The sequence below is a fragment of the Pseudomonas sp. SJZ074 genome (assembly GCF_007828215.1).
Taxonomy (GTDB): domain Bacteria; phylum Pseudomonadota; class Gammaproteobacteria; order Pseudomonadales; family Pseudomonadaceae; genus Aquipseudomonas.
On the sequence record NZ_VIUE01000007.1, the window covers coordinates 76,880 to 96,376 of the forward strand.

A 19,497-nucleotide genomic window follows, 5' to 3' on the forward strand; every position below is an offset into this window, starting at 1 on the left:
TCCGCAAGCTATGGGCGGCGGTCTGGACGTTTTGGCTTTAACTTAATAAGGGTATTTGACGCTCTGCTGTGTCAATATTTTGGCTATAGATCCAATGGGTTTTGTTTCTGCCAAACTATTGACCTTCTGCCGGCCATCCTAAACAATCGTCTAGGTAATGTCACATTGATATTTAAGCGGCGACCTGTCCTTTCGGTGCAAGTTTCAGTACCAGTTTCGAACTTTCCGACATACGGTCATTCCGGTTGCCATCATCCGATGCAGCGCCTCGTTTCGCTGTGATCCAAGACAAGCGTTTCAGGAAAAAAACACATCATGCGTCCGCATTTGTTCATGGCTTTACCCTTTGCTCTGGCCGCCAGCTTCGTACAAGCACAAACCTTGCCGCAGGCTATGCAACAGGCGCTGAACGTGCACCCTGAAATCCAGGCCGGAGTGAACAGCCGCCTGGCGGCTGACTACCAACTCAAGGCGGCGAAGGGCGGTTACCTGCCTCGGGTCGACCTCGCAGCCGGGTACGGTCGCGAAGGCACTGACAGTGTTACCACCCGGTCGGGCAGCAACAATCATTGGGAAACCCTGAACCGCAGCGAGTCGAGCCTGCGTGTGACGCAAATGGTTTTTGACGGTTTTGCGACGTCCAGCGAAGTGGGGCGTCAACAAGCCACCGTTAATGCCCGTGCCTATTCGTTGCTCGATACCTCCGAGCGCACCGGTCTGACCGTGGCCCAGGTTTATCTGGATGTGCTGACCCGGCGCGAGTTCGTGCGCCTGGCCGAAGAGAACCTCAAAAGCCACGAGCGCATCTTCGATCAGATCAAGCTGCGCACCGAGCGCGGCGTGGGCAACCGTGCCGACCACGACCAGGCCGAAGCACGCGTGGCCCAGGCCCGCAACAACCTGATCACCGAGCAGACCAATCTGGCCGACGCCGAGACCAACTACCTCAGTGCCGTGGGGCAATTGCCCGACCAGCTGGAGCGTCCCGCCGATTTTATGGCGCTGCTGCCGGCCAACCTGACGGAAGCTCGCGCCCAGATGCTGGAGAACAGCCCGGTACTGCGTTCAGCTGAAGCAGACATCGTTGCCACCGAGAAACAGTACGAAGCCGCCAAGTCGAGCTTCTACCCGCGCTTTGACGCCGAGCTGGGCCGCACCGCCGACAACGACCTGGACGGCCAGAACGGTCATAACAATGAATGGCAGGCCATGCTGCGCATGCGTTTCAACCTGTATGCCGGTGGCAGTAACAAAGCCGATCTGGAATCCAAGTCTTACCTGTCCAACCAGGCCCTGGACATCCGTAACAACGCCCTGCGCCAATTGACCGAAGAGCTGGGCCTGGCCTGGAACGCCCTCAACAACGCCAATGCCCAGGTGCCGATTGCCCAGCAATACGTGGACCGCAGCTCCAGCGTGCGCAACGCCTACCAAAAGCAGTTCAGCCTTGGCGAGCGGACCCTGCTCGACCTGCTCGACAGCGAAAACGAGCTGTTCAGCGCCTCCCGGCGGTTGGCGGAAATCAAGAACGTACAGTTGTTCACCCAATACCGGATCAAGGCAACCATGGGTGAATTGCTCAAAAGTCAGGGCGTCGTCGCGCCGTTGGCATCCGTTGTGCAGAACGACGTCAAACCCAAGGTCCAGTTACCTGGGATGAATTGAGTCATCCATCCAGTTTGATCAGTAAAGAGTGCAGAGCGTGGAATCAGAAGTCAGTCGAGTCGAACTAGTCCATGACCCGCGCACGCTGCATGACGACCCGTTGCTGGACGGGTTGCTGGCGCTCTGCATGCTGCATCAGAAACCGGCCAGCGCGGCGATGCTGACCACCGGGCTGCCACTGCCCAAGCAGCGGCTGAGCGTCGAATTATTGTCGCGTGCGGCCGCCCGGGCCGGCTTGCAAGGCCGGGTGCTGCAACGCCGGCTCGAGCAGATCCCGACCATTGCCATGCCGGCCCTGTTGCTACTCAACGAGGGTCGCAGTGCAGTGTTGCTGGGCTGGGTCGGCGACGATCAGGCGCGGCTGCTGCTCAGTGAAAGCGACGGCGGGGAGGTGACGGTCAGCCGTGAGCTGTTGGCCGACGATTACAGCGGCAAGGTCTTCTTCGCCCAACCTCAGCACAAATTCGATGTGAACCACGGCACGCTCATTCCCCGGGCGCGTTCGTGGTTTCGCGACACCCTCAAGCGTTCTCGTTGGCTGTACGCCGATGCGATTGCCGCCAGCCTGCTGATCAACATCATCGCCATGGCCGCGCCGCTGTTCGTGATGAACGTCTATGACCGCGTGGTGCCGAACCAGGCCGAGTCGACCCTGTGGGTGTTGGCCATCGGCATCACCGGTGCCTACCTGTTCGACCTGATCCTGAAAATGTTGCGCAGCCTGTGCCTGGACCTGGCGGGCAAGAAAACCGACCTGATCATTTCCGCCACGCTGTTCGAGCGAATCGTCGGCATGGCGATGAAGTACCGTCCGGCACGGGTCGGTAGCTTTGCCCAGAATATCCATGAGTTCCAGAGCCTGCGGGACTTCCTCGCCTCGCTGACCCTGACCAGCCTGATCGATTTGCCGTTCACCCTGTTGATCTTCATGGTCATCGCGATTATCGGTGGGCACCTGGTGTGGATTCCGGTGTTGGCTTTCCCGATTGCCCTGTTGATCGGCTATGCCTTGCAGAAGCCGTTGGTGGCGACCATGGAACGAACCATGGCCCTGGGCGCCGAGCGCCAGTCCAGCCTGATCGAGACCCTGGCCGGCCTGGATGCGGTGAAGGTCAACAATGCCGAGAGCGAGCGCCAATACCAATGGGAGCAGACTATCGGCACCCTCAGCCGTCTCGAACTGCGGGTAAAAATGCTCTCCGGGCTGGCGATGAACATCACCTTGCTGATCCAGCAGCTGGCTGGCGTGATCATGATTGTCTTCGGTGTCTACCTGATCATCGCCGGTAACCTGAGCATGGGTGGGCTGGTGGCCTGCTACATGCTCAGTGGCCGCGCCCTCAGCCCGTTGGCATCGCTGTCGGGCTTGCTGACCCGCTATCAGCAGGCGCGGGTGACGATGACGTCCGTCGACCAGATGATGGAACTGCCCCAGGAGCGCAATTTCGAAGAGCGCCCGCTGAGCCGCAAGGTCCTGCAGGGCGCCATTGAATGCCGGCAGTTGAATTTCACTTATCCGAACCAGCAGAACGCCGCGCTGAAGAACATCAACCTGGTGATCAAGCCGGGTGAAAAAATCGGCATCATCGGCCGCAGCGGTTCGGGCAAGAGCTCCCTGGCGAAGTTGCTGGTAGGCCTTTACCAGCCGGACGATGGCGCCTTGCTGGTGGACGGCGTGGACATCCGCCAGATCGATGTCAGCGAGCTGCGCTACAACATCGGCTACGTCCCCCAGGACATCCAGCTGCTGGCCGGTACCCTACGGGATAACCTGACCTCAGGCGCCCGCTATGTCGAAGACGAACTGGTGCTCCAAGCCGCCGAACTGGCGGGCGTGCATGAGTTCGCGCGCCTGCATCCCCAGGGTTATGAGCTACAGGTTGGCGAACGCGGGCAGAACCTGTCTGGCGGTCAGCGCCAGAACGTCGCCCTGGCCCGAGCGTTGCTGCTCAACCCACCGATCCTGTTGCTCGACGAACCCACCAGCGCCATGGACAACACCGGTGAGGAGCGCCTCAAGCAGCGCCTGGCCGCCGTGGTTGAGAACAAGACCGTGCTGCTGGTGACGCACCGGGCATCCTTGCTGTCGCTGGTGGATCGCCTGCTGGTGATCGACCGTGGACAGATCCTGGCCGACGGCCCGAAAGCTGCCGTGATGGAAGCGTTGAAGAAGGGGCAGATCAGTGTTGCTTAAGTCGGGTTTCAAGGATTCCGTGGGCCGCTATTTCAAAGGCTCCGCTTCGCTTCGCGGACAACCCCTGCCGGAGGTCAACAAGGCCCTGATCGAAGACGCTCCGCGGGTGGTGCGCCTGACGATCTGGGGCATCATCGCGTTCTTTGTGTTCCTGGTGCTGTGGGCCAACTTCGCCGTGGTCGATGAAGTGACCAAGGGCGACGGCAAGGCCATTCCGTCGTCCAAGATCCAGAAGATCCAGAACCTGGAGGGCGGCATCGTCGCCGAGCTGTTTGTCAAGGAAGGGCAGATCGTCGAGGCCGGTGCGCCTTTGATTCGCCTGGACGACACGCGGTTTGTCTCGAATGTGGGGGAAACCGAGGCGGATCGCCTGTCCATGCTGTTGCGAGTCGAAAGATTGAGTGCCGAGGTCGACGACCGGCCGCTGAATTTCCCGGCCGACGTACTCAAGGCGGTGCCGGGTCAGGCCGCCAGTGAAGAGTCGCTGTACATCAGTCGTCGCCAGCAGTTGCACGATGAAATTGGCGGGTTGCAGGAACAACTGGTGCAGCGTCAGCAGGAGTTGCGCGAGTTCGTTTCGAAGCAGGCGCAGTACCGTTCCGGTCTGGCCTTGCAACGTCAGGAAATCAACATGTCCGAACCCCTGGTGGCCCAGGGCGCGGTATCGCCGGTGGAAGTGCTGCGGCTCAAGCGCGCTGAAGTCGAGACCCGCGGACAACTGGATGCCACGACACTGGCGATTCCTCGCGCCGAATCGGCGATCAAGGAAGTGCAACGCAAGATCGACGAGACCCGCGGCAAATTCCGCAGCGAAGCGCTGACCCAGCTCAACGAGGCGCGCACCGACCTGAACAAGGCCCAGGCGACCGGCAAGGCCTTGGAGGACCGCGTAAGCCGCACCCTGGTAACGTCGCCCGTGCGGGGGATCGTCAACAAAATGCTGGTAAACACCATCGGCGGCGTAATCCAGCCCGGCAGCGACCTGGTGGAAATCGTGCCTTTGGACGACACCCTCCTGGTGGAAGCGAAAATCCGTCCCCAGGACATCGCCTTCCTGCACCCTGGCCAGGACGCCACGGTGAAATTCACCGCCTATGACTACACCATCTACGGTGGGTTGAAAGCCAAGCTGGAGCAGATCGGTGCCGATACCGTCACCGACGAAGACAAGAAAACCACCTACTACATCATCAAGCTGCGCACTGAGCGCAGCCACTTGGGCACTGATGACAAACCGCTGCTGATCATCCCGGGCATGGTGGCCTCGGTGGACATCATCACCGGCAAGAAAACCGTGCTCAGCTACCTGCTCAAGCCCATCATCAAGGCCCGGGCCGAGGCGTTGCACGAACGGTAAGGCTGCGCCTCATTCTCTATGTGGGCGAGCTTGCTCGCGAAAGCATTGGGTCAATGACTGAAATGTCGCTGCCACTCCGCCATCGCGAGCAGGCTGGCTCCCACATTGGTTTTGTACTGCCAGCTAGGCCGTGATTAACACCGATCCCTGTGGGAGCGAGCCTGCTCGCGATAGCGTTGGATCAGACATGAGTCTGTCACTGACACAATGTTTTCGCGAGCAAGCCTGCTCCCACAGGTTCTGTATTCTCGGGCTGAAAATCATATGGTTATTCTTTATCGGTATTTAATTTAATTTTCTTATATCGATAAAGTCATCCTCCTGCGTACCTGCCGACTAATCGGCGCGCCGCACGACACAAACCAACACGGTTCAACCGTGAGTTTTGATCGAGGCGCGTCAGTAAGGCGTGCCGTGCGTGGGAGTGATGTATGCCAGCCGTCTCTTATTCTCCGGATCCAAGCGCCGCCAACATCGCGCCGCAGTCCTTCGAAATCCGTCCGTTCAACGGCGCCGTGGGCGCTGAGATCGTTGGGCTGGATTTGTCCCGGCGGCTCAACGACCAGGACTTTGCCCGCATCCACCGCGCCCACCTGGATTATCACGTGGTGGTGTTTCGCGACCAGCGCATCACCCCCGAACAGCAGATCGCCTTCAGTCGCCGCTTCGGCGTATTGCAGATCCACGTGCTCAAGCAGTTCCTGCTGACCGGGCATCCGGAAATCCTCATTGTTTCCAACATCATCGAAAACGGCCAATCCATTGGCCTGGGTGATGCCGGCAAGTTCTGGCATTCCGATCTTTCCTATAAAGAACTGCCCAGCCTCGGCTCGATGCTCCACGCCCAGGAGCTGCCGAGCGAAGGCGGCGACACATTGTTCGCCGACATGCACAGAGCCTGGGATGGCCTGCCCGAAGCGCTGCGCAAAGCAGTCGAAGGCCGTTCGGCGGCGCATTCCTACACGGCGCGCTACAGCGAGACCAAATTCGAAGGCAACTGGCGGCCGACGCTGACCCCGCAGCAACTGGCCCAAGTCGCTGAAGTCGTGCATCCAATCGTGCGCACTCATCCGGAAACCGGGCGCAAGGCGCTGTTTGTCAGCGAGGGTTTCACCACCCGCATCGTTGGCCTGCCGGAAGACGAAAGCCAGGCGCTGCTGGCCGAGCTGTATGCCCACAGCGTGCTTCCCCAGAACATCTACCGCCATCAATGGCAGCCCCATGACCTGGTGTTCTGGGACAACCGCTCACTGATCCACCTGGCGGCCGGCTGCCCGAGTCATCTGCGCCGCAAGTTGTATCGCACCACCATCCAGGGCGATGCCCCTTTCTGATCGGCTGCGCCTTGCGCAAAGAGCCCGGAGATTCATCATGTCCAAACGCATTGCTTTCGCACCGTTGGCCGCCGCCATCGGCCTGGGGTTCAGCCTGTTGGCCGGCAGTCTGGTGGCGCCGCCCAGCGCCCAGGCCGAGGGCGAGATTCGCATCGCCGAACAGTTCGGCATCGTGTACCTGCTGTTGAACGTGGTGCGCGACCAGCAGTTGATCGAGAAATACGGCAAGCAGGAAGGTATCGACATCAAGGTCGACTGGACCCAGTTGTCCGGTGGCGCGGCGGTCAACGATGCGCTGCTTTCGGGCTCCATCGACATCGCCGGTGCCGGGGTCGGGCCGTTGCTGACCATCTGGGACCGTACCCGCGACAAGCAGAACGTCAAGGCCGTGGCCTCCTTGGGCAACTTTCCCTACTACCTGCTGAGCAACAATCCACAGGTCAAGACCATTGCCGATTTCACCGACAAGGACCGTATCGCGGTGCCGGCGGTGGGCGTGTCGGTGCAGTCGCGATTCTTGCAATACGCCGCTGCCAAGCAATGGGGCGACAAGGAGTTCAACCGCCTCGACAAATACACCCTGGCAGTGCCGCACCCGGATGCCACGGCGGCGTTGATTGCCGGCGGCACGGAGCTGACCGGGCATTTTTCCAACCCGCCGTTCCAGGACCAGGCCCTGGAGAACCCCAATGTCCATGTGGTGCTCAATTCCTATGACGTGCTCGGGCCGAACTCGCCCACGGTGCTGTTTGCCACTGAGAAATTCCGTGAGGAAAACCCGAAGACCTACAAGGCCTTCGTCGAGGCGTTGACCGAAGCGGCCGAGTTCGCCCAGAAGGATAAGGGCGCGGCGGCGGATACCTACCTGCGGGTGACCAAGGCCAAGATCGACCGGGCGACGTTGCTGAAGATCATCGACAACCCGCAGATCGAATTCACTGTTACGCCGAAAAATACCTACCCGCTGGCCGAATTCCTCTACCGCGTCGGCGCGGTCAAGAACAAGCCGGCGTCGTGGCAGGACTATTTCTTCCAGGACGCCAAACCGTTGCAAGGGAGCTGATGGTCATGAACGCGCCTTTGCAAGGCCGCGCGGCCAGCAATCCCATCCCCACCGATACGGCGCTGTTGTCGGTGGATAACGTCAGCCTGGAATACCGCACCCCGCAGCGCGTGGTGCGGGCCACGCACCGGGTGAGTTTCGATGTCGATCCGGCGGACCGGTTTGTCCTGCTCGGCCCGTCCGGTTGCGGCAAGTCCACGCTGCTCAAGGCCATCGGCGGTTTCATCGCGCCGTGCGAAGGCCAGATCCGTTTGCAGGGGCAAACCGTCAGTGCCCCGGGGCCGGACCGGATCGTGGTGTTCCAGGAGTTCGATCAGCTGCCACCGTGGAAAACTGTCAAGCAGAACGTAATGTTCGCCCTGTTGGCGTCTCACACTCTCAAGCGTCGCGAGGCCGAAGAGCGGGCACTGCATTACCTGGACAAGGTAGGGCTGGCCGCTTTTGCCGATGCCTATCCCCATACCCTGTCTGGCGGCATGAAAGCCCGTGTCGCCATCGCCCGGGCGCTGGCGATGCAACCGAAAATCCTGCTGATGGACGAGCCCTTTGCCGCCCTCGATGCCCTGACCCGACGCAAGATGCAGGAAGAGTTACTGCTGCTGTGGGAGGAGGTGCGTTTCACGCTGCTCTTTGTCACCCATTCCATCGAGGAGGCGTTGGTGGTGGGTAATCGCATCCTGTTGCTGTCGCCGCATCCGGGGCGGGTGCGGGCGGAGATCCACAGCCATCAATACGACTTGCACAGCCTGGGTGGCGCGGCGTTCCAGCAGACGGCGCGACGGATTCATCGGCTGCTGTTCAATGAGGGCCAGTCGCCGGACAGCGAGCGTGAGCTGGATTTCGCCGACATCCGCATCGCGTATTAAGGGGAGCGTTCCATGAGCCAGTTATCGCCCGTGCGCGAAGAATACGAAGTTGACCTGCAGCCTCTGACCCAGGTGCCGCTGGAGCGCGAATTGCCGCTCGGCCAACGGCTCTGGCAACAGGGTTGGTTGCGCAAGAGCCTGATCCTGTTGCTGCTGGCGGTGTTGTGGGAAGCCGTGGCCCGTTACCAGAATAATGACCTGCTGCTGCCAGGTTTCCTGCAAACAGCCAATGCGTTGTACGACGGTCTGCTCAGCGGCGAGCTGCTGGGCAAGGTGTGGATTTCCCTGGTGGTGCTGCTCAAGGGCTATCTGCTGGGGATCGTGCTGGCGTTCGGGCTGACCACGCTGGCGGTGTCGACGCAGTTGGGCCGCGACCTGCTCAGCACCCTGACCTCGATGTTCAACCCACTGCCCGCCATCGCCCTGTTGCCGCTGGCATTGTTGTGGTTTGGCCTGGGGCAGAACAGCCTGATTTTCGTGCTGGTGCATTCGGTGCTGTGGGCGCTGGCGCTGAACATGTACGCGGGGTTTCTTGGTGTGTCCGAGACGTTGCGCATGGCCGGGCGTAACTATGGGCTCAGGGGGGTGCGCTTTGTGCTGTTCATCCTGATCCCGGCGGCGCTGCCATCGATCCTCGCCGGGCTGAAGATCGGCTGGGCCTTCGCCTGGCGCACCCTGATCGCCGCCGAGCTGGTATTCGGCGCCACCAGCGGCAAGGGTGGGTTGGGCTGGTACATCTTCCAGAACCGCAACGAGCTATACACCGACAAGGTCTTCGCCGGATTGGCGGTGGTGATTCTGATCGGGTTGTTGGTGGAAAACCTGGTGTTCGACAGCCTGGAGCGGGTGACGGTGAGGCGCTGGGGGATGCAGCGTTGAGCAGGTAAGACTCCTCGCCCGGGTTTTGGGTTGCCTGGGCTGACGTCATCGCGAGCAAGCTCGCGCTCACAGGGCCGTAGTCCAACAATAGAATAGACAAACAGGATTAGTTCCAAGCTATCGTTAACCTGAGCAGATAGGGTGATGTCCTTATCCCGGCTAGCCTAGCTCCATCGAAAGTATAAACATCACATTAGAGTTGCCTTGGCATAATATGTTTTCTCGTCAGGTACTGTTTCAAGGGTTGGACCTGCTAGGTGGTCTGGCTTCGACGCTGTTACTTTTCAGGCGTCGATTAGAACTTAATAGTAGTACTGCTTCGAAACAGTTACGTCAGGGTCGGGGGCATTCGGTTTATCGAAAATAAATAGGATATATACCGTTGCCCATTTATCCCAAATTCTCATGTCGGTGTTTCGCTCATAGGGATGCCATTGTCCGTCCTGCCACATCGAGTCGGGAGAAAAGCTTGACCACTGCCCAGCCGAATTATCTATAAGAATGTTAATGTTGGCTTTATTCCCACCACTTTGACCATTGCTTCGAGTTATTCGGTATGCAGTCGTTTTGAACTGCAATCGTCCATCAACATAACGATGCTGAAAAGTTAGTTCTCCTTTGTAGTTACCCGTGCTCCCTGAAAGCGTATCGGTTCGCCAGGGGATTTCGCTCGTTTTACCTTTGATGTTGTTTGAATCGATGTTGGCCGACTCAGGCTCCAAGATGGAGGGTTTAAGCTTGTCAAGAGATACTCTGATTGCAGATCTTAACTTTTTTCTCTTCTCCAGATGTGCCTTTTCAAGCACTTCATTACTGAGGTCGTCATTAATATTGGTTGTCTGGTTATTGCTCATGATGCTGTCCTCTAGTAGACGATCTGAGCGTTCCGTTGACGCTCAATTGCCGGAGCGCCGTGGATAGACGCAAGAGCAGTAGAAACCTTTAAGACCGGCTTGCGTACCTGTCGTAGTTGACAGTGCCGACGAACGGCGACCCTGTCCGACGGCTACTTTCCGAGTGTCTACGGCACTTTGCGCAAGGGACTGTAGATCCCCCAGAATCCGCCGGCTTGGAAGCCTTGGCCTTGCCCTTAATGTGATTCGTGTCGCTGATACCCAACGATGGGATTCAGTTGCCGGTCATGAAAAACAGATGCACAAGCTTCACCTGTGGAGTGAGCTTGCTTGCGGAGGCGATATTCGAAGTTCACCCAGGCGTATAAGCCGATCCGCCTCCCATTCCACCAGCAAATGCACCTTATCGACCATCCGGCTTAGGTTTCAGGCGCTCCAGGCGGCGAACGTTATTTATCGCTGCCCAGGCCATTAGCCAAGTAAAGCCCCGCCCTTTTCCTTTAGACTGGCCGCCCTCAAGCAAGCCTTCAGAACATGGAATGCCAACCTCTCCCAACACCCTTCGAAAAGCCCTGGTCGCTTGGCTATACGCCGCTGCCCTCATGCATCTGCTGGTCAGCCTCGTGCTGACCTGGGCAGGGCATTCCGGATTGCTCGACGGCTATCTGCAAACCATCGAACAGGCTTTCTGGCCCGACGCTGCGGTGCCTTCGGCTGCCCGGGCGCAGCAGGTCTGGTGGCTGGCGCTGTTCGGCGCCACGTTGCAAAGTTATTCGCTGTACATGCTGGCCCTGGTCCATCTCGGTAATCGACTGAGAAGCGCGATGCCTTGGGGGTGGTTGATTGCCGGCATCCTGCTCTGGGCGCCCCAGGACATCCTGCTTTCGGCCCAGGCGCAGGTCTGGTCGCATTTGTGGTTCGACAGCCTTGCCCTGTTTGCATTGCTGCCTCCGCTGTTCTGGCTCTACCGTCATGATCGCCGCAATCCCCTCGTCGACCACCTGCTAAGTGAGTCAAACCATGCCTGATTTTTCTCTCCTCGACTGGGCCATCGCGTTGTTGATTGCCCAGGCTGTCCTGGGCGCGCTGGATACCCTCTATCACCATGAACTGACCGTCGCGCTGCCCTATCGCCACAGCGCCCGGTTGGAGCTGTCGATCCACGCCCTGCGTTCGTGTTTCTACGGGGTTCTGTTCCTGGGCATCGCCCACCTGACCTTCCAGGGAGCGTGGGCGATTGTCATCGGGTTGCTGTTCGCCCTGGAGATCGGCCTGACGCTCTGGGATTTCGTGGTCGAGGACCGCAGCCGCAAGCTGCCGGCCATCGAGCGCATCATGCACACGGTGCTGGCGGTCAACGGCGGGGCGTTCTTCGCGCTGTACGGGGTGCAACTGGCGCAATGGGCGAGTTTGCCTACCGGCCTGGGCGCGCTCGATCTCGGCTGGCGCGGCTGGTTGCTGACGCTGTTTGCCGTAGGTGTCAGTGCCTCGGGTATTCGTGACGGGCTGGCGGCGCTGCGCATGCAACGCCAGGGCAAATCCGGCAATCCGTTCGCGGGCGGCATCCATAAGCGCGTGTTGGTGACCGGCGGCACCGGGTTTATCGGGGAGACGCTGGTCAATCAATTGCTCGATGCCGGGCACACCGTCAGTGTGCTGGCCCGGGATCCGTTGAAAGCGGCCTACCTGTTCGACGGCCGTGCCCGTTGCCTGCGCTCGCTGAACAAGCTGGGCCATGACGAAATCTTCGATGTGATGATCAATCTGGCGGGGGCGCCGGTGGCCGGTCCGCGCTGGAGCCCCCGGCGCCAGGCGCAGCTGATTGCCAGCCGGGTCAATACCACCGAAGCGTTGATGACCTGGCTGAAGAACGCCCGGAACAAACCGACGCTGTGGGTTCAGGCTTCGGCCATCGGTTTTTATGGCGTGCGCGATGCCAGTGAAAGACTGGATGAGCAAGCTTCCAAGGGCGATGGTTTTATGGCCGACCTCTGTGCTCGCTGGGAAGCGTCGGCGCGGCCAGCCGTTGAATTGGGCCTGCGGCAGGTGGTGATGCGCCTGGGCGTGGTCTTTGGTCCGGGCGGTGCGCTGTTGCCTTTGCTGATTCCGTTTCGCCTGGGGTTCGGTGGGCGGATGGGTGATGGGCGGCAGATCATGAGCTGGATACACCGCGATGATGTGATCCAGGTGATCGCCCGGGCCTTCGACGATGAGAGCCTGAGCGGCACCTACAACCTGGTGGCGCCGGACACGGTCAGCCAGGGAGAGTTTGCCGAGCGCGTCGGTAAGGTTCTCAAGCGCCCGGTATGGTTTCACATCCCTGCCGCACCGGTGCGAGCCCTGGCAGGGGAGATGGCCCAGTTGTTTTTCGACGGCCAACGCGTGGTGCCGAGCCGTCTCGCTGACGCCGGGTATCGGTTCCGTTACCCGACCCTCGACGCTGCCCTGCGTGATCTGGCCTGAGGACCGCTCATGAGCAAGCCCTTGATGTACCTGCTGGCCGGTAACGGAAGCGCCGCTGATTGGTGGGACGATGCATTGCCGCACTTCGAGCGCTACGAAGTGCTGCCGCTGGAACTGCCCGGCTTCGGCAATCATCCCCAGGCGCCTTGCGAAGACCTGGCCGCCTACGCCCAAGCTTTGCTGCAGATGACGGTCAAGGGCAGCGCGATCACCTCCGTCGGGGTGAATGCGCTGTTGGTGTTGCATGCCTTGCAGCGTCAGCCCGGGCACTTCTGTCGCAGTGTACTGCTGGCGCCGGTCGGGGCGTTTTTGTGGCAGCGCCGCCTACCGGCATTGATGTCGCCCCTGCCGCTGCGCAAATCCATTCATTGGCTGTTGGCAAACCAACCGACGCTGTTTGCCCGCAAGTTTTCCAACCAGACCTGGACGCCTGCGCAGTACCGGCGCATGGGTGCCGGGTATGCGCGCTGTCGGGCCTTTGTGCCGCACTGGGATCTGGTGCGCGCGGACACCGCGTTGCCACTGCTGGAGTGGATTACCGATCCGGTAGAACTGGTCTGGGGCGATCAGGACAATGTTCTGGGCATCGAGCAGGCCGCGGCGTGGTCAGCCATTCTCGCTCGCGCCGATCTGACCATCAGCCTGAAACCCGGCTGGGGTCATTATCCGTGGATTGACGCGCCGGCCGAGTTCGCCGCGTGGCTGGAGTCGGACGAGCGAGGATTCGTCGCCCATACCAAGGGTGGGCGCTTGCGCCTGGCGGCGCTGGCCGGGCAAGCGGTGCCTGCGGCGCTGTCGCTCAACGACTGCCATGATCCGCGCCTGCCGGCGTTCCTCGACGATCCATCGGACGCTCTTTGGGCGGTGCGTTCCTCCAGTTATGGCGAGGACCAGGCCGATGCGGCGAATGCGGGCCTGAGCACCACGTTCTTGCGTGTAGCGACGCAGGATGTGCCGGCGCGCGTTGCCGAGCTGAATGCAACGGGGGTCGAGGAAGTGGTGGTGCAGCGATTCATCACGCCGCGGCTGTCCGGGATCGCCTTCGTCCGTCACCTGGCCGTCGAGCTGGAGTGGGTCGAAGGTCATCTTGAATCATTGGCCGACGGTCAGGCGAGCCCTGAACGCGCGATCATTTCCCGGCTGGGCGATTCATGGAACAGCGACACGTTCAAACCTTCCCACGGCCTGACCGCCGATCAGCTGTGGCGATTCCTGCAAGGTGTGCTGCGGGTGTTCCACTACGTGCCCGGTGATGTTGAATGGGCCTGGGACGGCAAACAACTCTGGCTGCTGCAATACCGGCCGATCAGCGATTATGGCTGGCGTCGACACCTGACCGCCGCCAATATCGCCGAGATCCTGCCGCCGCGACCCAGTGTCCTGGTGGAGTACGCCCAGCGCCGTGCCGCGGCGAGCATTCCCGCTATCATGGCGCGTTGGGACGCGCGGATATTGCAGGACAACGAGCCCTTTACCGCGGTGTTTGGCGGTGCTTCGTACATCAACAACGACCTGTTTCTCGCGCGCCTGGCGGACTGGGGCATCAGTGCCAGCAACTACGCGGGTGAGGTCGGCGGCGCTACACCGCATCTGCCTTGGCGACCGCTTCGCCTGGTCCGTTCGCTGCCGTTGTTCCTGCGCATGCAGCGCATCGCTCGTGGGCATCTGCCGAGGTTAGAAAAGGGTTTACTGCGCTTCGACCGGGAACTCTGCGAGCTGACCGAACAGGGGGCTGGCGGGCAACAATTGGCCGACTGGTTCACCCGTTTCTACGTATTTGTGGTCCAGGGCAACCTGTGCATCGCCACCGCATTGGCCAGCAGCGGTGGCGACTGGCTGGGCCGGCCCCCGACCGTCTATGACAACCTGGAATCCGCCCCGCATCGGCTGCCATGGGAAACCGACCCGGCTACGCCGCGTCCGGCACCGACCGAATTGCCGCTGCAGGCGTTCCCTCGATGGCCGTTGGCGGTGCGCCTGGCCCATTCGAGCGGTCTGCCGGGATTGCGCGGCTACTACCTGCAAGTGCGTGAGTGGTATCGCGACAACCTGATGCGGATTTTTTTTCGCCTGCATCACGCCATGCCGGCGGCCGAACGGGCCCATTGGTTCGCACCGCATCCGGACGTTCGCAGCCGGGAAGGCAGCTTCTGGCAGGACGGTCGCGAGGGCACCGAGCAAGCGAGTGGATTCCTGATCTACCCGGGACAGGTGCAAGGCATCCTGGGCGACGACATTCTGCTTGAAGAAACCCTGGACCCAGGTCGCCATGCACACTATCAAAACGCCCGGGCAGTGATTGCGCGCATGGGCGGACGCTTGTCCCATGGCTCGACCTTGCTGCGCGAATTGCGCAAGCCCTCGGCGGTACTGCCGCAGGTGGATGCGGCCTGGCTGGGTCGCGAGGTGCTGTATCGGGATGGGGAGTTGACGTTGGTGGAGTAGGGCGCGGCTGGGGTGGTCGCCAGCAGCGAGGGAGACCTGAGTCGGGCGAATTCTGACGTCAACCGTTGCCTAACCCCTCTCCTAACCTTTTTGAAATAAGAGATTTCCCAAACCTGAACGCATCTCCCTTGACGCTCCCCACCGCTGTCGTAGACTCCGACCATCCGTCAGGGAGTAGCGGTCATGCAGCGTTTTTGCAGTTGGTTTGTGGGATTGGCCTTTATAACGTGTGCGGTCCAGGCGCAGACGTCTGTCGCGAACGATCCGTTGTTCGAGAGCAACGTGACGGCCGGGGCGCCGGGTGGCAACGAGGCGCGAGGGGTGCTGCGGGCGCGGGATCAGGCCGTGCTGGCCAGTGAGTTGGCCGGACGTATCGTCGAATTGCCGTTCAGTGAGGGCGAGTCGTTCAAGAAGGGCGATACCCTCGCGCGTTTCGATTGCTCGGCCTATCAGGCCCAGCTCAACGCCGCCCAGGCGGCGAGTCGGGGCGCCAATGAGGAGTTGGCGCATAACCGGCAGCTGGAGGCATTGAAATCCGTCGGGCGTTTCGAGGTCTCACGGGCCGAGGCCCGGCTCAGCGAGGCCCAGGCGCAATCCCAGGTGTATCAGGTCCAGGTCAAGCGCTGCAGTGTGATTGCACCGTTCGATGGGCAGGTGGTGGCGCGCAAGGTCCAGCGTTATGAGAGCGTGGCGGCCGGCGCGCCGTTGCTGGACGTGGTCGACAACCGCACCCTGGAGATCCATCTGCTGGTGCCGTCGCGCTGGATGGACAGGCTCAAGCCCGGCCAATCCTTCACATTCATTCCCGACGAAACCGGCCGGCCGCTGCAAGCGACGGTCAAGCGCCTCGGCGCGCGTATCGATGAGGGCAGCCAGACGTTGCTGCTGGTGGCGAGCCTGCCTGATGCCAGTGGCTTGCTGTCCGGCATGAGCGGCACGGCGCGTTTCGCGGAGTCCAAGTGAACGCGCCGGTCATGGGTAACGCCGAGCAGGTATTTGCCCGCTTCCTCGATCTGGAGCGTCAGACGCGGGCCGCGCGTAACCCGACGCAACTGAGCTACAGCCTGGTCAACGATGGCCAGGCCCTGTTCGGGTTTCGCCACGCCGCGCTGTTGATTGCCGGCAAAGTGCAGGCAGTGACCGGCATCAGTGCCGTGGAACCGAATGCGCCTTTCGTGGCGTTTGTCGAGCAGGCGGTAGCGCAATTGTTCAAGCAAGGCCTGCTGAACCAGGCTCGGGTGATTGCTGCCGGTGGTGTCAGCGAGGCCGTTCAGGCGGACTGGCAAAGCCTGTCGGCCGGGCAGGTATTCTGGCTGCCGTTGATCGATCACAAGGGTCTGGTCTTCGGCGGTCTGTGGTTGGCCCGTGACCTGCCCTGGACGCCGGCCGAGCAAGTACTGCTGTCGCAATTGGGCGATACCTACAGCCATGCGTGGCTGGCGTTGCAACCGCGCAAGCCGTGGCGCCTGCGCTGGACGCGCAAGCGCCAGGTCGCGCTGGTGGCGGTGCTGTTACTGGGCTTGCTGGTCCCGGTGCGCCAGTCGGTGCTGGCCCCGGCCGAAGTGGTGCCGCTGGGTGGCCAGGTGGTGGCGGCGCCGCTGGACGGCGTGATCGCCGAATTCATGGTCAAGCCCAACCAGGCCGTCAAGAACGGCGACCTGTTGCTGCGCTTCGAAAGCACCAGCCTCAAGGCCCAGGCCGATGTGGCCGAACGCGCATTGGACGTGGCCGAGGCGGAGCTCAAGGCCAACTCCCAGCGCTCGTTTGCCGATGCCGAATCGAGCTCAAAGATCGACCTCCTGGCCGCTCGCGTCGAGCAGAAACGCGCCGAGCGCAACTATGCCCTGGAGTTGCTCAAACGCAGTGAGGTGCGTGCCGAACGGGATGGCATTGCGGTGTTTGCCGATGTCGAGCGCTGGCTCGGCAAGCCGGTGCAGACCGGCGAGCGGTTGATGGAAATCGCCGACCCCAGCCAGGCTGAGCTGCGTATCGAATTGGCGGTCGGCGACGCGATAACCCTGGCTCCCGGTGCGCAAGTCGCGTTGTTCCTCGACAGCGATCCGTTGCAGCGGCATGTGGCCTGGCTCGAGCGTTCGGCCTACGAGGCGCAACCCACTGCCGCCGGACAGCTGGCCTATCGGTTGGATGCGCGTTTCGATGCCGCGGCACCGCGCATCGGCCTGCGTGGCACGGCAAAAATATTCGGCGATCGTGCGCCGTTGGCGCTGTACCTGTTGCGTCGACCATTGGCTGGGCTGCGCCAGAGCGTAGGTCTGTAGCGTGGACCTGCCGAGCCTGCGGCCGGATCTGCAGCTGTCTCCGGCGGCAGCGGACCCTGATGGTTCGCCTCAATGGACGCTGGCCGATCCGGTACGCGGGCGCTATTTCAAGCTGGGTGCGGCGGCGATGCGCATGCTGCGGCATTGGTCCCTGGGCGACCCGGAGCGGGTGCTGCAAGCTGCGAACCGTGAGCCGGGCCTGCCCCTCAACGGCGAGTCGCTGGAGCAGTTGCTGGGCTTTCTACGCGGTCACGATCTGATCAGCGCAATGGATCCGCAACAGCGTGACAGCTATCAGTTCAAGACGGCCGCCCGGCGCCAGAGCCTGTGGCAAATCCTGCTGCATCAATACCTGTTTTTCCGGATTCCACTGTGGCGTCCAGACGCTTTCCTCAACCGCGCCTGGCCCTGGCTGGCACGGTTCGGGCCCAAGATCCTGCGCTATGGACTGCCGCTGACCCTGGGTGCCGGGATTTTCCTGGTGTCACGGGATTGGCAGCGGTTCCTGGCGACTTTTCCACACCTGTTCAGCCTGGGCGGTGCGCTTGCGTTCGGGGTGGCATTGTTTTTCGCCAAGCTGTGCCATGAGTTCGGCCATGCCTTCATGGCCAAGCGCGCCGGTTGCCGGGTGCAAAGCATGGGGGTGGCGTTCATGGTGCTGCTGCCGATGTTCTATACCGATGTCAGCGACGCCTGGCGGATCAATGATCGTCGGGCTCGATTGCTGATTGGCGCCGGTGGCGTGCTGGCGGAGCTGCTGCTGGCATGCATCGCGCTGCTGGCCTGGTCGTTGTTGCCCGATGGGCCGGCCCGCACCGCCGCGTTCATGCTGGCCAGCGCCACCTGGATCACCACGCTGATCATCAACCTGAATCCCTTCATGCGCTTTGACGGGTACTTCCTGCTCAGCGATTTCTGGGCGGTGGATAACCTTCAAGGCCGGGCATTCGCCTTGTGTCGCTGGCGCTTGCGCGAAGCCTTGTTCGGTTACGGCGCGGTGGCACCGGAACCCTGGTCGCCGAAGATGCGCCGTCGCTTGCTCATATGGGGATATGGGTCGTGGTTGTGGCGAGCGGTGTTGTTCTTTGGCATTGCCCTGGCGGTCTATCACCTGTTCTTCAAAGTGTTGGGCATTTTCCTGATGATGGTGGAATTGGTCTGGTTCATTTTCATGCCTATCGTGAATGAGTGGCGACAATGGTGGCAGCGTCGCGAGCAAGCCCATGGGCCGCGGGTGTTGCTGACCGGATTGGTCTTGCTGGCACTGATCCTGGCCTTGCTTTTGCCCTGGCGCAGCGCCGTGGAAGTGCCGGCGATGCTGGAGGCCGGTCGTGCCAGTGCCTTGTATGCACCGGTGGCGGCCCGGGTCAAACAGGTGAATGTGCACGATGGGCAGGTGGTGGCCCAGGGCGATGTGTTGATTGAATTGGAGTCGCCGGACATGGCGTCACGCCTGAGCATCGTGCGTCGGGAAATCGAGATCCAGCAATTGCAGATGCGTCGCCGGGCCGGCCGCAGCGAAACCGCTGCCGACGCAGGTATTGTCGAGCAACAACTGGCCGAAGCCGTTGCCGAGTATCGTGGCCTGGTCGCCCAACGTGAACGACTGTTGCTGCGAGCGCCCCATGCCGGCCAGGTGCGTGACCTGCTGCCACAATTGGCGGTAGGCCGCTGGTTGTCACCCACGCAACCGCTGGTGCGGGTGGTGCAGGCCGACTCCCGCCTGCGTGGTTACCTCACCGAGGCCGAGCTTTGGCGGGTCGGGCCTGGCGCCACGGGACGATTCATTGCCGATGATCCGATGCACCCTTCGATTGCCGTGCAACTGAATGAAATCGACACCAATGGCACCGCCTGGGTCGAGCAGCAGGCGTTGACATCCGATCATCATGGGCCGATTGCCGTTCGCCGTGATTCGCAACAGCGGGCCGAGCCGGTGCAGGCGCAATACGGTGTACGCCTGAGCGCCGTCGATGACGAAGCTGCTCCGTCGCAACCGCTGCGGGGAGTCGTGGTGCTGCAGGGGCAGGGCGAATCGATACTGGGAGCGGCCTGGCGTCGGTTGGCGGCGTTGGGTGTAAGGGAAAGCGGATTCTAA

14 protein-coding genes are annotated in these 19,497 nt (G+C 61.4%); 13 read left to right on the forward strand and 1 reads right to left on the reverse strand.

Going from position 1 to position 19,497, the window contains the following annotated elements; all coding sequences use genetic code 11:
* Positions 1-315: 315 nt before the first annotated feature.
* From FBX99_RS10785 to FBX99_RS10815, 7 genes are all read left to right on the forward strand, one after another.
* Positions 316-1,665, forward strand: a complete 1,350-nt coding sequence (locus tag FBX99_RS10785) for a TolC family outer membrane protein (RefSeq protein WP_144929764.1) — start codon at positions 316-318, stop codon at positions 1,663-1,665.
* Between the two features lie 37 nt (positions 1,666-1,702).
* Positions 1,703-3,859, forward strand: coding sequence for a type I secretion system permease/ATPase (locus FBX99_RS10790; RefSeq protein ID WP_144929763.1), 2,157 nt, complete (start codon positions 1,703-1,705; stop codon positions 3,857-3,859).
* On the forward strand, positions 3,849-5,216 hold the full coding sequence (locus FBX99_RS10795; RefSeq protein WP_144929762.1) for an HlyD family type I secretion periplasmic adaptor subunit: 1,368 nt from the start codon (positions 3,849-3,851) through the stop codon (positions 5,214-5,216). Before FBX99_RS10790 ends, FBX99_RS10795 begins: the two co-directional genes overlap by 11 nt.
* Before the next feature lie 431 nt (positions 5,217-5,647).
* Positions 5,648-6,550 carry a TauD/TfdA family dioxygenase gene (locus FBX99_RS10800; RefSeq protein WP_145131548.1) on the forward strand — a complete coding sequence of 301 codons (903 nt, stop codon included), beginning with the start codon at positions 5,648-5,650 and terminating at the stop codon, positions 6,548-6,550.
* 37 nt (positions 6,551-6,587) lie between these two features.
* A complete protein-coding gene (locus FBX99_RS10805) occupies positions 6,588-7,613 on the forward strand; it encodes an ABC transporter substrate-binding protein (protein ID WP_145131550.1) in 1,026 nt (341 codons plus the stop codon).
* A 5-nt stretch (positions 7,614-7,618) separates the two neighbouring features.
* Positions 7,619-8,479 carry an ABC transporter ATP-binding protein gene (locus FBX99_RS10810; RefSeq protein WP_144929759.1) on the forward strand — a complete coding sequence of 287 codons (861 nt, stop codon included), beginning with the start codon at positions 7,619-7,621 and terminating at the stop codon, positions 8,477-8,479.
* Between the two features lie 12 nt (positions 8,480-8,491).
* Positions 8,492-9,358 carry an ABC transporter permease gene (locus FBX99_RS10815; protein WP_144929758.1) on the forward strand — a complete coding sequence of 289 codons (867 nt, stop codon included), beginning with the start codon at positions 8,492-8,494 and terminating at the stop codon, positions 9,356-9,358.
* Between the two features lie 302 nt (positions 9,359-9,660).
* On the opposite strand, the gene FBX99_RS10820 is transcribed toward FBX99_RS10815, so the two are convergent.
* Entirely contained in the window at positions 9,661-10,212 is a 552-nt protein-coding gene (locus tag FBX99_RS10820) for a hypothetical protein (protein WP_144929757.1), read from the reverse strand.
* Between the two features lie 539 nt (positions 10,213-10,751).
* On the opposite strand from FBX99_RS10820, the gene FBX99_RS10825 reads away from it, so the two are divergent.
* The 6 genes from FBX99_RS10825 (at position 10,752) to FBX99_RS10850 (ending at position 19,497) form a co-directional block, all read left to right on the forward strand.
* Positions 10,752-11,240 (forward strand): cell division protein, encoded by a 489-nt coding sequence (locus tag FBX99_RS10825; protein ID WP_144929756.1) that lies wholly within the window; start codon positions 10,752-10,754, stop codon positions 11,238-11,240.
* Positions 11,233-12,675, forward strand: coding sequence for a TIGR01777 family oxidoreductase (locus FBX99_RS10830; RefSeq protein ID WP_144929755.1), 1,443 nt, complete (start codon positions 11,233-11,235; stop codon positions 12,673-12,675). Before FBX99_RS10825 ends, FBX99_RS10830 begins: the two co-directional genes overlap by 8 nt.
* Before the next feature lie 9 nt (positions 12,676-12,684).
* Positions 12,685-15,120, forward strand: a complete 2,436-nt coding sequence (locus FBX99_RS10835; RefSeq protein ID WP_145131553.1) for an alpha/beta hydrolase — start codon at positions 12,685-12,687, stop codon at positions 15,118-15,120.
* Positions 15,121-15,303: 183 nt separating this feature from the next.
* Complete coding sequence (locus FBX99_RS10840; protein WP_145131555.1) at positions 15,304-16,083, forward strand: efflux RND transporter periplasmic adaptor subunit; 780 nt, start codon at positions 15,304-15,306, stop codon at positions 16,081-16,083.
* Positions 16,080-17,399, forward strand: coding sequence for an efflux RND transporter periplasmic adaptor subunit (locus FBX99_RS10845; RefSeq protein ID WP_144929752.1), 1,320 nt, complete (start codon positions 16,080-16,082; stop codon positions 17,397-17,399). Before FBX99_RS10840 ends, FBX99_RS10845 begins: the two co-directional genes overlap by 4 nt.
* A 1-nt stretch (position 17,400) precedes the next feature.
* A complete protein-coding gene (locus FBX99_RS10850; protein WP_144929751.1) occupies positions 17,401-19,497 on the forward strand; it encodes an efflux RND transporter periplasmic adaptor subunit in 2,097 nt (698 codons plus the stop codon).